A 12,216-nucleotide genomic window follows, 5' to 3' on the forward strand; every position below is an offset into this window, starting at 1 on the left:
CATTAAGCTTAAATTAAACGATATTGAACAGACGGATTTGTTTTATTACAGCTCTTCAGCCGCATTTGTGCTCGGCGGAACATGCTTACGGGCAGTTACTTTTTGTCGTATAATTATAGGTGGTTCGATAAAGTTATATTGAGGATTATAATCATTTGTAAAGCGTAAGTATAGAAAAAATCAGGACAGGAAACGAGCAAGATAGTAGAGAATGAGGAGATTATCCCTCAGGTGTTGGGGACAGTAATGATGGGGGATATATCTATTGATGGCAGACAATCAGGCTGCCGACGGTTGTAAAAATCTATCCATCAAATAACTCATTTCCAGCCGTCGAATCGTCATATATTAAACCGTCAAGACTAAGGCCAATACTCTGAGGGTCTTGAAGGTTTTTTCTGTATTTTCAGCATAACCTATTTCTTGCGAGGATAGGGTATCTCTACATTCGTGCGGTTTACCAAATAATCGATGCTGGTTTCAAACAGGTCGGCTATTTTGTCCAGAACCTGCAGCGGTATATTTAGTTTGCCAATCTCATAGTCAGAGTAAGTTGTCTGATGAATTCTCAGATACTCTGCCATTTGGGACTGAGTCATGTCTCTATCTTCCCGCATATTGCGGATTCTCTCATACACAAGCAATCACCTCAGAATAATTATGCCTTAAGGGAATATCCCTTATTGACTTTTAAGGGATATTCCCTTAAAATATGTGTCAAATCTTTGCTTTTTATTCGGGAGGAGTCTATGGAGCGGGAAGTCATTAACCTACAGGATAAACGGATAGAACGGATAATAGTCAGCATCAGCGCTATGATTGCTGATGCTATCGAGGTTGCACAGAAAGCAAATGCCATGTCTATAGATTCGGAAAAGAAGCTTATTCTTGCGCAGTTAAAGTTGGAAAATTTATATATACAATTAAAAGAGTCAGAAAACATCTGAGTATCAGTTAGCAAAAATACACTATTTGTGGATCTATCAAAATCGGTAGAGCGTTCGATTTGGATGGGCTACTAATTAATATTTTAGTCGTTCTGTTTGTGCGACTACTATATTAACAAAGCTTCCCTAAGAGGTATTCTTCGGGAAGCTTTGTTAATGGGGAGTTAATCTCAATGCCTATATTCTTAATTACCAATAAGCAGGAATTGATAAAAATTTGGAGAATTAAATCGAAAACGGTGAGTGATATAAATGCTAACAAGTGAGGGATGAACCTAAAGCCCAATGGTGGGCAATTGTTTTTGGGTGATCTAGGGGTTAAATATTAGCTAAAAATGTTGGTTGAGAGGTAGCAACAAGGGAATAAAGAGAAAGAGAGAAACAAAGTGAATCTAAATACAATCCTGTATTGGCACAAATTAGAGCATTTCTATCCATATATTTTAGAGGAACAACATAACGAGAATATCAAAACTTATCATATCAGCAAAGCTGATGGATTTCCCGATTTCTCTGCGCTTGATGATATACCTGAAAATAAGGCCGTGCGTTATTATGAGGTTTATTTCGGTATTTTTAAAGTCGACAGTGCTTTAGAAATTATCACCGAACAATTAAATGCCCAGAAAGAATTCAGGGACGAGAGTGACGAAGTTAGCTGTTTCTGTAAATTCCGCCTTGCTTCTGATGGATCATTTGATAAATCTAATTTTAGAATTTCTTCATTTCCATGGGCAGTTCAAAGAGTGAATAATCAGGAGATAAATATCGAGGGTTGGGATGAAGATTTCCATAGGTATGAAAAAAGACTATTTATGGAACTGTTTGAAGCTCAATCCATGATTACGTATCCTTTGCTTAACGAAATCATAATTAAGATAAGTGAAGATATAGGTTGGAAAATTGAATTCGCTGAGTGTTGGATGCGCATTGATCGTGTCATTGGTGATAAAAAGCAAACAAAACATGGTGATCCGTCTGTCCCAGTGAAGACTGATAAAGAAATCGAAGAAGAAAACGCGTCGGTCGATGAACTTGTTAAGGCCAATGATTTGCTGAACAGCTTCTTTGCCCGTGATTTGGAAAGAATTATTTCAGATGTAAAAACTAACAACTTTGGGGTTTCTTTAGATGCCTATGTTGAGCATAATGCAGTAGAGCGGATTAATATTGAAACTAATAAAGAGGCCCTTTTTGAAATTTTTGATCCTAGTCATTTGCCATATGGAAAATGGCCGAATGGTTATCCAGCGAGAAGTATGCAGCAGGTTGCAGTTAATATTTCAATGGATAGACAGAAACTAACCCAAAAAATATTTTCGGTTAATGGGCCTCCCGGAACGGGTAAGACGTTCCTTTTGAAAGATATTATAGCAGCTAATCTGGTGGAAAGAGCATTACTGCTTTCAGAGTTTGAAAGACCGGATGATGCTTTCACAAATGAGATAGGCACAATCACCTATAAAGGATTTGACAGTACTTTAAAGGATATAGACAATCGTCTCAAAGAATACGGTATATTAGTAGCCTCCAATAATAATGCAGCAGTAAAGAATATTACTATAGAACTACCTAAGAAGTCATCGCTTAAATCGGAATATAAAGATCAATATACCTATTTTGATGATCTATCTAATCGGATTTTAGATGACGAGACATGGGGAATATGCGCAGCTGCTCTGGGAAACAGAAAAAATTGTGCCGAATTCATGGACGAGTTCTGGCCGATTAAACCAGAGGAAAAAGAAAAATTTAAATTTAATAAACATTTGTTGGATCTACATACTGGTAATGGTGAGAAGAAGAGAACCCCTGCTGATTGTGAGAAGTATTGGAAAGAGGCTAAAAGTAAATTTATTGAAGCCCTTCAGGCAGTACAAGCAGAATATGGAGAAATAAACGCCTGTTATCAAAAGCTGAAAGAAATAAATGGTTATTTAAAAGATCAACGTGATAAGGAAAATCAATATAGAGAGAACGCTAAGTTTTGTGATGAATTGGTGGCGCAAAAGGAAGAGTTGCAAGTGTTATGTGCAGAATTAGATGACGATTTTGAGAGATGCACGTCTCAGATGCAGGAGATCAGAAATATTCTGACCTTTTTCAGATTAAGATGCTTACTTCAACCTAAAAATGAAATGATTCAGCAATATAATATCATTGAAAAAAGGCGGCAAAATGCACTTAAACAAAAATTAGCAGAAGAAGATAAAATTGCTGCGTTAAATAAATCGATGATAAAGGTAAATAAGATAAAGGAACAACTTGAGAATGATCGATTGACATTAGTGCAGCAGATATCCGATTGTCAAAATTTCGTTGAGCCAATACGCAAGCGATACCAAGGATTATTACCGGATGACAGCTTTTTGTCAGATTTAGTGGGTAAAAATTCGGAAGAGGAACGTAAGGCAGCACAGAATACAGCACCGTGGAATGCGGATAAACTGACTGAATTACGTGAGAAGCTCTTTTTGGAGGCCATGAATCTACATAAAGCATTTGTGGAAAATTCACCGCAAATGAGAGTACAACTAGATACCTTTAATAAAATGATACGTGGAATGCTGACAAAGGCAGAGATGCAGAAATTTTCAGGGATACTATTCCAGAGCTTTATGCTTGTGGTGCCAGTTATCTCTACTACGTTTGCATCGGTTGGCAGCTTCTTAAAAAATATAGGGAAAGAAGAGTTCGGTCTTCTACTGATTGATGAAGCAGGGCAGGCATTTCCGCAATCGGCAGCAGGAGCAATGTGGAGGGCTAAAAAAGTTATCGCAGTCGGTGATCCGTTGCAGATTGAACCGGTAGTTACGATTCACGACACTACCATGGAATGTTTAAAACAATATTTTAAACAAACGGGTTTTATTGCATGTAAAGAAACGAGTGTTCAAAGTCTTGCAGATAAGGCGAATGTATATGTAGGTTCCCGGTCCATCGGAGAAAAAGATTTCTTTATAGGGTCCCCATTACTTGTTCACGGAAGATGTCAGCGCAAGATCTTTAATATTGCCAATAAGATAGCCTATAACGGAAAAATGATTTATGGGACAAAGGACATTGAAAAACCAGTCTGTAATTGGATCGATGTACATGGGCAGGCTGTTAACAAACATTTTGTACGCGCGCAGGCAGAGCAGGTTTTACCCATTGTGAAAGAAGCATTTTTATCAGAGTGGCAAGCAAATGGAGTGGATAGTTGTCCATCACTTTTTATTATTAGCCCATTCCGAAGTGTGAAATCAGGGGTCATAAGATATTTGCGCGATAATGATTATTTATATCATGAATTATGTAAAGATAAAGATACAGTAAACAAAAAGGTAATCAATTCATGGATTTATTCTAATATTGGAACAATCCATACCTTTCAGGGAAGAGAGGCCACCACAGTCATTATCTGCTTAGGGGTCGATTCCGGATCGAAAGGGCAGGGCGCGATTCAATGGGCGAGCTCTAAACCCAATATTCTAAACGTAGCAGTGACCCGTGCAAAAGAGAATCTTTATATTGTGGGGGATGTCTCCAAATGGGCGAATCAGAACTTTTTTATGGATGCCTATAAAATATGTAATGAAGATAGTTGAAACTTTAATTCACGTAGGAGGACTCTTTGTGCAAGTGCTATGAAACAATGATAACAAATGTATTAAAAAGTTACGCACAAGCACATTCGGTTAATTTTAAGAGGTTGTATGAGAAATTTGTCCTCGGATATTTCAAACGAGAGTATCCGCAGTATTCTGCCAGAGTAGCTTATATCGAAACTTGTCGTTCCGCGTAGGAGAACCCTTCACAAAACGACAAGTTTCGACGAGTGGGCTATGAAGATAATAAAAAGACCTCCTTTGAGGTCTAGTTATATAAATCTTTTGTTCAATTATATGCATAAACTCGTCATCGTCAATAATGCCGATTTCTGAAAAAGTCTTGACGTTAATTCCCTTTACATTTGTCATCTTCAAACCACTCTTTATGTTGGGGATTATTAGGATCAAGTTCGATCATACCGTCTTTTCCAGTAAGGACAGAAGCTTTAGAACTAATTCTATCTAACTTTTCTTTAATTGTTTCTTCCTTTTTGCTTAAAGGAGTAGCCATGGCTTCTCCCTCCTCAGTAATACTATTTTTCTTATCTTTGTCCATATCATATCACCTGCCAAAGGGTTATTCAATAATAGTATGCCCATTTATATCCACTTAGAAGGTGAGATTGAAAAGGATGTTGAATTATGCAAAATGGTAATAATTGGTTTAATTGGATGAATAACCTAGCGCTCAGATTCCTTGAATATAAGATATGACCACATATCCTAATGAGTGAAATTAACCCCAATGAGTTTGGATACATGACTGATACAGTAACTCAAGCTGATATCATCAGCGGACGCACCACCCAGGTAATGGCGACTGAAATTAATATGATCAAATACCAGGCTGAGAGGGTCTAGCTTGCAGCCGCCGTCGAAATCAGAAGGCAGCTGACGGAGGCCAAGGCCCTGCTAAGTATGGAGAGTGGGGTAAGTGGCTGGAAGAGTCGGTGGATTTCTCCCAGAGCAGGGCTAATAAACTGATACGTATCTTCAAAGAGTACGGAGACGGACAGCCTACCTCCTCAAATTCGGATCCGGATCCGAATTTGAACTACAGCTAGGCGGTAATTCCTTTAGGGATCCCAAAGGAGGAAAGGGCGCAATTCATCATTGATATGGATATCGAAGGAATGACCAATCAGGAACTCTGGCAAGCTCTCAATGAACGGATGCAGACCCGGCAAGAAAAAGACAGGCCCTGAGGAGACTGCGAGGCAACTAAAAAGCACCTGCGAATTACGCAGGTGCTTTGTCTTATATTTATAGATTTGCAGTTTTTTTCTCTAATGCCCTTCCGTAATCTGTAACCATAGAGTGGTCCAACTCATCATGTCCGGCATATACTAATGCAAACGATGAAAGGAGTTCGTTATTATGTTTACAGAGAAACATGATACACTGCGTAATATTATAAAAAGATTTCAGAATTTGACCCTAAATTCAACCTGTTGTCATAAGAGAATAAAGTGTCTTAGACCATCCGCTTTCAGGGCTGTCAATAACTCTACTCAACAAAGTGTTGCTGCAGACATTCCCGTCGTTCCAGTGATGTATCCAAATCAAGTATTTGACTTGAACAATGAATATGACCCGGTTTGCTCGACCTTTACTCCAAAACAAGATGGAATTTATTCAGTTATTGCCAGTGTTGATTTTTATCCGGATATTACTCAAGTTAATCATAGAGTGTTAATAAGTATCCAGATAAATGGAAATCCTGTCGTTGTTGATAACGATTTTTTTGGTGAAATCACGTTTCGAAATGTGACAAGTGTTTCTGCAATCCTCCAATTAACTGCAGGAGATGCAGTGAATGTCTCTGCTGTAAGTTCCACGAATGGTTTTCTCACGGATGTTCCACTAGGTATGCACTTTGAAGCAGCAAGGCTTCCATCTCCACTAATTAACGATCCATCAACTACTATAATAACTTCCAGTTCCAGTATTTTCAGTGGGAGAGATCTTTAAGAATATTTAACCGAATTCAGACCAAGCATATTAACTCGAGATAAGAATAATTTGCCTATGGTTATGACCAATAGGCTTTTTGTATTTTTACCAACCATCAGCCCTTAACAGATATCCATATCGTTCATGCTGCAACGAAGCATGTCTTGAGGAGTCACAAGAAATTCCAGGGTCGGACATTTGAGCCTCAAGCTCAAGTAGTTGATCAACCAGATTATTGAGTCTCTATGCTTGCTTTTCTAGGCAGTCTGCATCTGCCTTTTTACGAGAATAAACGACCCTGTAATCACCGCTCAGTGATACTGATAGATTCTATGGCCACACTTCCGCCTCTAACCACTTCAATGCTTTGAAAATCACTGCTTAAGAGAGTAATCAGAGCGTTGTTCTTGCTTTCTGTTTGAACGCATTCCATCAAGACACTTTCTTTATCATAATCGATGATTGAAACACCAAAGACCTCAGCAATTCTGAACAATTCGTCCAGATCCCCTTTAGAGCATTTTCTGACTTTAACAAAGAGCAATTCTTTCATATGAATGGGACTATTCGTAAAATCGATGACCTTGATGACTTCTATGCAGCGATTTAATTGCTTCTTAATCTGTTCAAAGGTCTCATCGTCACTGATTAATCTTATGGTCATTCTGGAAACAGTCTCATCCTCTGTCATGCCCACTGTGAGACTTTCTAAATTATAGGCTTTGCCTGAAAACAGGCCTGAGATCTTGGACAGAACCCCGATATCATTTTCCACAAAAAGTGAAAGCCAGCGTTTTTCCATGTTTTTTGCCCTCCTTAATATTCTAAAATCATCTCATACAATGGTTTGCCGCCTTGGACCATAGGCAGAACAAGATCGTCTTTGTCAATGATAAATTCGATGATCGTAGGACCATCCGTGTTTTTTAAGGCCTGATCGAAGGCGGCCCCAATTTCCCCTTCTGTGGTCACCCGGATACCTTCCGCTCCGTAAGCTTTAGCCAAGGCCACAAAATCCGGTGAATAGGGAGGACATTGATCACTTGTACCGCTGCATTTTCTGGGGCATGATTTCCTGCGTCTGGTACAGATACTTGAATAATTCTTTTCGAAAAAGAGGGTTTGAACTTGTCTTACCATGCCTAAAGAACTGTTGTTAAACAGGCAGATAATCACAGGAAGCTCTTCCGCCACAGCAGTAGCCAGCTCTTGAATGTTCATCTGCATTCCCCCGTCACCGGAAATGCAAATCACCGTTTTATGCTCATTACCCAGTTTGGCACCTAGGGCAGCAGGGAAACCATAGCCCATTGTTCCCATACCCCCTGAAGTTAAGAGCTGCATATTCCTATTTAACTCTAAAAACTGAATGGTCCACATTTGGTGTTGTCCCACGTCCGTCACGACGATGGCGTCTTGGCAGGTTTCATTGATATGGTCAATGACTTTTTTAGCTGTCAGCCCGTTGTTACTTTGCATAGTAAGGGGGTGGGTCGCTTGCCAGGTAAAAAGCTGCTGCAGCCATTCCGCTGTCTCATGCTCGTTTACATAGTTAAGCATAGCTGTAATGGCTTCTTTGGCGTCGGCGACAATGGGTATATCCACCTTAATATTCTTGGAGATGGCGGCTGAATCAATATCGATATGCACGATTTTAGCATTGCGGGCAAATTCACTGATTTTACTCGTAACCCGATCACTGAATCTTGTTCCGATGGAAAAGAGCAGATCACATTCCGTAACGGCCATATTGGCGGCATAACTGCCATGCATGCCTACGTTGCCGAGATAGTAGGGATGTTTCGTATCAATACTGCCTTTGCCCATCATGGTGGTGACCACAGGAATCTTGGTCAGTTCCACCAGCTTGGTCAGTTCAGCCTGGGCTCCGGCGATATTGACGCCTCCGCCAATCAGGAAAATTGGTTTTTGGGAAGTATTTAATAAATCTACCGCCTTTTTAAGCTGTCCGATGTGGACTTTTGTACTTGGCTTGTACCCCCGGATATTCACCTTGTCCGGATATTCATCACTGCCTAACTCCACCATAACATTCTTAGGCAAATCAACTAAGACCGGACCGGGTTTCCCGGTTCTGGCAATATAGAAAGCTTCTTTGAGTATTCTGCCTAGATTCTTGCGATCGTTAACAATAACTCCATGTTTACAAATATTTCTGGTGATCCCGACGATGTCAGCCTCCTGAAAGGCATCGTCGCCAATCAGACTGGAGGCAACCTGCCCGGACAAGCAAACCAGCGGCACACTGTCATAGTAAGCGGTTGCAATTCCGGTGACCATGTTTGCTGCGCCGGGACCGCCGGTAACCAGGCAGACTCCCACTTTACCTGTCGAACGTGCATAACCGTCTGCCTCATGAACCAGGGCCTGCTCATGGCGCGGCAAGACAACTTTAATGTCATCATGGTGATAGAGTTCGTCGAAAATATCCGTTACCAGCCCGCCCGGATAGCCAAAGATTGTATCTACTCCTTCTTCCTGTAACGCTTTTACCAATAAACTGGTGCCTCTGATTTGTTGCATAATCTTGTCTCCTCCTTAAAATTTTAAAGGAAATAAAAAACCCTAAGCTAAATTTTACTTTAGCTTAGGGCGAATCTACTTCCGTGTTACCACCTAAATTCAGAGGAAAAACCTCTGCACTCTGTCAGTACGGAAAACATGTATGGTCCTGAATAAAATCAGCACGACTACTGTGATCGATACCGCTTTCCTTGTAACGGTGGAAACTCCGTTGAAGTCTACTAAAGATTTCTCTCGTTCGGTTCACTGCTCAAAGGCTACTTCCATACTTCCTCCATGAAGATTCGCACCAACCATCTTCTCTCTTAAATATCGGGAGTATGTACTTCTCCTAATCATCGCATTGCAATTTGCTTTTGTTTGGTCAGTATATCAAGGATCTTAGCCGGTGTCAATATCAGGATAATGATTTGCAAAACAGTTATATAACACAATTTAACGCTATTTTTTCATAACCCGGTTCATAAGGCGCATAGAACACATTTCCTCGCACATTGTGCTGCTGTCCTGATGTACTCGGCGGAACATGCTTACGGGCAGTCACTTTTTGTCGTTCCGCCGATTTCAATCCTTTAACTCGAAGGATTTAACAGAGGTCACTGCCCTGATTTCTACGATTATATTGTCATTGACGAATTCCATCACGCTAATGCCATTAATACTAAGCGTAATATTAATCAGCAAGCTCTATGATCTTATCGAGACTAAACAGGAGCTAAAGGTCAGGGAGTTTTTCGAAAGTTATTGAAATTATCAAATAAATCTTGATTATATCTAATATGTGTATATACTTATATTAACATTAAATGCTAAAGAGGGACTTTAAATGCACAAAGAAACTACAAGGGAAGACTTAAAAAAAATGTCCAGGATAACGGGCAAGACTTGTGTCTGCTTCAACTTGCGCAAGGCCTCTAGGCTTTTGAGCCTGGTCTATGACCAAGCGCTAAAGCCAACAGGAATAAAAGCAACGCAGTTTTCTTTAATGATGGCCGTTGCCGGGAATCGTGGTATACCGATTGGGAAGCTGGCTCGTCCCCTTGGAATGGATCGGTCCACCTTAAGTCGTAATGCTAAAATTTTAGAAAACAAAGGGTTACTAGAAATAGAAGAGGGGGAGGATCGCCGAGAACAGATATTTAACCTTACTGAAGAGGGAATTTCATTGCTGCAAGAGGCTATACCCATGTGGGAGGGAGTTCAATTAGAGCTGGCTGAGAAAATGGGCAATAAACGTTTGACTGTACTTTTGAACGACCTGCAGGATTTAGTGCGCGAAGCCAAACTCTAAAACGTTTTTTTACACAATTACGTGTATATACACACAATGAGTTAGAATTATTATAAAGTAAAAGTGCTTAAGAATTGCTAGTAAACTTAATATATAGGGTCAATTTCCTAATGTGAAAGGAGTATGGAATCATGGAGAAAGAGATTCGCGAGTTTACTTTAAGCATAGGTGTTGATGATGTAGGATTTGCCAATGCGTTTGATTACAACAGCCCAAAATCTTATGAGATCACGAAGTTTCTACCTGATGCGAAATCTATAATAGTTTTAGCATTTAAAGTCTTATCAAGTTGCGAAAGTCCAAGTTTAAGTATTGCCCTTAATGGCTATTTAGATTTGGAGCAGTTCGCAAGGAACGCATGCTATCGAGTTGCTAGGTTTCTGGAGAACAAATTCAGGGCAAAAGTAGCAAATATTCCATGGACAGCCCCGTTTGAGATCCATAATGACAGAAGGGCTATTGCCGACTTTTCTCATCGTCATGCAGCTATTGCTGCTGGGCTGGGGTCTTTTGGTCGCCACAACCTAGTAATTCACCCTCAGTTCGGTACCCGAGTTAATTTTGTTAGTATCATTACCAACCTTAATTTGCATCCTTCGCCAAGACCTAACGAGGATTTCTGTATTCATTGTAATCTTTGTGTTGAAAATTGCCCAGGAAAAGCTTTGGATATAGAGGGAAAAACCGACTTGATGAAATGTATGCCGCATTCACTTCCATACGGAGTGAGGACTGAGATAATGTTCTGGAACCAGCTTTTTGGGGCCTCGCCTGAAGAGAAAAAGAAAATGCTTATGAGTGAAGAGTATCAAAGAATACGTGAATCGCATCATTTAGGTAATCAGTATCAATGCTTTAATTGTATGAAGTCATGTCCTGTCGGCCAGTAATGATATGTAATATCGTAAAGGAGACGCGAAATCGTCAATTAAATTGAGTGTTCAACCGTCCGAATAATACTCATGCACAATAGTGGGCTGAGAATGGGAGTTGGGGGACCAAGGTGCTAATTTAAAAAACACAAAAGGAGATGAAACCAAACAATGACAGAAAAAATTAGGAGAAAATTCGGGGACATGCCCATTCCCCCAATTGCCCGCCTGATAGGGTTTAATATTGTAGAAGTTGGTGTGGGTCAGGCAGTGATGGAGCTTGAAGCTGGAACGAAGCACACTAACCCCATGGGTACTCTTCACGGAGGAGTAATTTGCGATGTTGCTGATGCTGCTATGGGTGCGGCTTATTATTCCACGCTCGGGGAAGATGAATCATTTACAACATTAGAGTTGAAGATAAATTTTATGAAGCCAGTATGGGAGGGATTAATAAGAGCCGAAGCCAAGGTTATTAAGATGGGAAAGACAATCGGTCTGTTACAGTGTGAGGTAACTGACAGTAAAAAAAGTCTGGTCGCCTTTGTTACAAGTACCTGCATGACTTTACGTGGAGAGTCTGCTGAGGGGAGATAGCTTGTTTAGTGGAATGGTTGCAGGTAACCATCGAACCTGAGGTTTCTAGAATAGAAGAGGGGGAGGAGCGCCGAGAACAGATATTTAACCTTACTGTGGCAGCTTAAGGGGACCTATGAGACTGACGACACACGTGCTTTGGGGGATAAGTCCAATGACAAGACCTTGAGAGAAGTTCTGGAATCCTTGCGGCTGGATCTGCCGGAAATTGAACTTCTGGCCTTGGAATTCACGGAATTCATTAAAGGTATACCTCAGTTAAGGGAGTTGTTATGTCGCCGGTCAGGGATGAAACAACCTCTATCTGACCTTTACAGCGATATGACTGCCAACCTTTATTCACCGGCGAGGCTGAAACACATGGACCTCTTCCAAAAATACCTCGATTCATAATAGCTTATAGACTGTTACCTCTGTAA

General features: G+C 40.4%; 10 protein-coding genes, 1 pseudogene and 1 other annotated feature. Of the genes and pseudogenes, 7 read left to right on the forward strand and 4 right to left on the reverse strand.

Going from position 1 to position 12,216, the window contains the following annotated elements:
- Window positions 1-416 precede the first annotated feature (416 nt).
- Window positions 417-638, reverse strand: coding sequence for a helix-turn-helix domain-containing protein (locus tag M8E35_RS15880; protein ID WP_252470179.1), 222 nt, complete (start codon window positions 636-638; stop codon window positions 417-419).
- Window positions 639-749: 111 nt separating this feature from the next.
- Here M8E35_RS15880 and M8E35_RS15885 point away from each other — a divergent pair, with 111 nt between their 5' ends.
- Together M8E35_RS15885 and M8E35_RS15890 are read left to right on the forward strand one after the other, a co-directional pair.
- On the forward strand, window positions 750-947 hold the full coding sequence (locus M8E35_RS15885; RefSeq protein ID WP_252470180.1) for a hypothetical protein: 198 nt from the start codon (window positions 750-752) through the stop codon (window positions 945-947).
- A 386-nt stretch (window positions 948-1,333) separates the two neighbouring features.
- A complete protein-coding gene (locus tag M8E35_RS15890) occupies window positions 1,334-4,537 on the forward strand; it encodes a DEAD/DEAH box helicase (protein ID WP_252470181.1) in 3,204 nt (1,067 codons plus the stop codon).
- A gap of 349 nt (window positions 4,538-4,886) precedes the next feature.
- On the opposite strand, the gene M8E35_RS15895 is transcribed toward M8E35_RS15890, so the two are convergent.
- Complete coding sequence (locus M8E35_RS15895; RefSeq protein ID WP_252470182.1) at window positions 4,887-5,096, reverse strand: hypothetical protein; 210 nt, start codon at window positions 5,094-5,096, stop codon at window positions 4,887-4,889.
- A gap of 323 nt (window positions 5,097-5,419) precedes the next feature.
- Here M8E35_RS15895 and M8E35_RS15900 point away from each other — a divergent pair.
- Together M8E35_RS15900 and M8E35_RS15905 are read left to right on the forward strand one after the other, a co-directional pair.
- Window positions 5,420-5,739: pseudogene (locus M8E35_RS15900) on the forward strand (DUF3102 domain-containing protein); the annotation flags it as partial.
- 178 nt (window positions 5,740-5,917) lie between these two features.
- Window positions 5,918-6,511: a complement C1q domain-containing protein gene (locus M8E35_RS15905; RefSeq protein ID WP_252470183.1), complete on the forward strand. Its 594-nt coding sequence runs from the start codon at window positions 5,918-5,920 to the stop codon at window positions 6,509-6,511.
- Between the two features lie 286 nt (window positions 6,512-6,797).
- Here the strand turns inward: M8E35_RS15905 and ilvN are convergent, their stop codons facing one another.
- Together ilvN and ilvB are read right to left on the reverse strand one after the other, a co-directional pair.
- Window positions 6,798-7,295 carry an acetolactate synthase small subunit gene (ilvN, locus tag M8E35_RS15910; RefSeq protein ID WP_252470184.1) on the reverse strand — a complete coding sequence of 166 codons (498 nt, stop codon included), beginning with the start codon at window positions 7,293-7,295 and terminating at the stop codon, window positions 6,798-6,800.
- A gap of 14 nt (window positions 7,296-7,309) precedes the next feature.
- On the reverse strand, window positions 7,310-9,037 hold the full coding sequence (gene ilvB / locus M8E35_RS15915) for a biosynthetic-type acetolactate synthase large subunit (protein ID WP_252470185.1): 1,728 nt from the start codon (window positions 9,035-9,037) through the stop codon (window positions 7,310-7,312).
- A 62-nt stretch (window positions 9,038-9,099) separates the two neighbouring features.
- Window positions 9,100-9,385: a binding site (T-box leader), on the reverse strand.
- Between the two features lie 478 nt (window positions 9,386-9,863).
- Here ilvB and M8E35_RS15920 point away from each other — a divergent pair.
- The 3 genes from M8E35_RS15920 (at window position 9,864) to M8E35_RS15930 (ending at window position 11,797) form a co-directional block, all read left to right on the forward strand.
- The gene (locus tag M8E35_RS15920; RefSeq protein ID WP_252470186.1) at window positions 9,864-10,328 is read left to right on the forward strand and encodes a MarR family winged helix-turn-helix transcriptional regulator; all 465 of its coding nucleotides are present in this window, start codon (window positions 9,864-9,866) and stop codon (window positions 10,326-10,328) included.
- Window positions 10,329-10,459: 131 nt separating this feature from the next.
- A complete protein-coding gene (locus M8E35_RS15925; protein ID WP_252470187.1) occupies window positions 10,460-11,218 on the forward strand; it encodes a 4Fe-4S binding protein in 759 nt (252 codons plus the stop codon).
- A gap of 153 nt (window positions 11,219-11,371) precedes the next feature.
- Window positions 11,372-11,797, forward strand: coding sequence for a PaaI family thioesterase (locus M8E35_RS15930; protein ID WP_252470188.1), 426 nt, complete (start codon window positions 11,372-11,374; stop codon window positions 11,795-11,797).
- Window positions 11,798-12,216: the final 419 nt, after the last annotated feature.

The sequence above is a fragment of the Desulfosporosinus nitroreducens genome (assembly GCF_023897015.1).
GTDB classification, from domain to species: domain Bacteria; phylum Bacillota; class Desulfitobacteriia; order Desulfitobacteriales; family Desulfitobacteriaceae; genus Desulfosporosinus; species Desulfosporosinus nitroreducens.

Coding starts and splice junctions, on each gene's coding strand:
- ilvN (WP_252470184.1), bottom strand. CDS start 7,295: ATGGAAAAACGCTGGCTTTCACTTTTTGTGGAAAATGATATCGGGGTT.
- M8E35_RS15925 (WP_252470187.1), top strand. CDS start 10,460: ATGGAGAAAGAGATTCGCGAGTTTACTTTAAGCATAGGTGTTGATGAT.
- M8E35_RS15905 (WP_252470183.1), top strand. CDS start 5,918: ATGTTTACAGAGAAACATGATACACTGCGTAATATTATAAAAAGATTT.
- M8E35_RS15895 (WP_252470182.1), bottom strand. CDS start 5,096: ATGGACAAAGATAAGAAAAATAGTATTACTGAGGAGGGAGAAGCCATG.
- M8E35_RS15885 (WP_252470180.1), top strand. CDS start 750: ATGGAGCGGGAAGTCATTAACCTACAGGATAAACGGATAGAACGGATA.
- ilvB (WP_252470185.1), bottom strand. CDS start 9,037: ATGCAACAAATCAGAGGCACCAGTTTATTGGTAAAAGCGTTACAGGAA.
- M8E35_RS15930 (WP_252470188.1), top strand. CDS start 11,372: ATGACAGAAAAAATTAGGAGAAAATTCGGGGACATGCCCATTCCCCCA.
- M8E35_RS15920 (WP_252470186.1), top strand. CDS start 9,864: ATGCACAAAGAAACTACAAGGGAAGACTTAAAAAAAATGTCCAGGATA.